Annotated in this window: 1 protein-coding gene; it reads left to right on the top strand. The window is 45.3% G+C overall.

Features of this window, described 5'->3' with window-relative positions; translation table 11 throughout:
* Nucleotides 1–128: 128 nt before the first annotated feature.
* Nucleotides 129–788 (top strand): DNA mismatch repair endonuclease MutH (gene mutH, locus R7R78_RS25615; RefSeq protein ID WP_225474553.1); only part of this gene is annotated, 660 nt, incomplete at its 3' end.

Raw genomic sequence — 788 nt, 5'->3', positions numbered from 1 at the left:
CTTATATGCACCTATATCTGTGGATAAGTTATGAATTGATCATTCTTAATCCATCTCGATGAAATCTTGGACAGTAGATTTTGTTGAAATTTGTTAGACTAGGATTTTTCCATTGTCATGCAGTTATTATGAAACCAGAACCACAATCAGATGCGGAGTTAATGGAACGAGCTCACGATATTGCCGGACTCAGTTTTGCGGAATTAGCGGACGAAGCAGGGATGACCGTTCCAGAAAACCTCAAACGCGATAAAGGCTGGGTGGGACAATTGCTGGAATGGCATTTGGGCGCTCCTGCGGGTAGCAAACCTCAACAAGACTTTTCCAAACTTGGTATCGAGTTAAAGAGCATTCCAATTGGCTACAACGGACGACCGTTAGAAACCACATTTGTATGCGTTGCACCCTTAACTGGTGTTCAAGGACTGACATGGGAAACCAGCCATGTGCGCAATAAGCTCTCGCGTGTATTGTGGGTACCTGTAGAAGGTGAACGAGAAATCCCCCTTGCCGAGCGTCGTGTAGGGACACCTCTTATTTGGTCGCCAGATAAAGAAGAAGAGCAGATCTTACGAAATGACTGGGAAGAACTGATGGAAATGATCGTCTTTGGCAAATTTGATCAAATTTCAGCCAGACATGGCGAAGCGCTTCACTTGCGCCCAAAGGCCGCTAATGCCAAAGCACTAACTGAAGCCTATAGCTCCAACGGGAAACCAATGAAGACGCTACCACGAGGCTTTTACCTACGAACACAATTCACCGAACAGATCTTACTGAAGCACTAT

The sequence above is a fragment of the Vibrio sp. 2134-1 genome (genome assembly GCF_033339495.1).
Note: the sequence above shows the minus strand (reverse complement) of the source record. Positions and strands in the feature narration are given on the sequence as shown.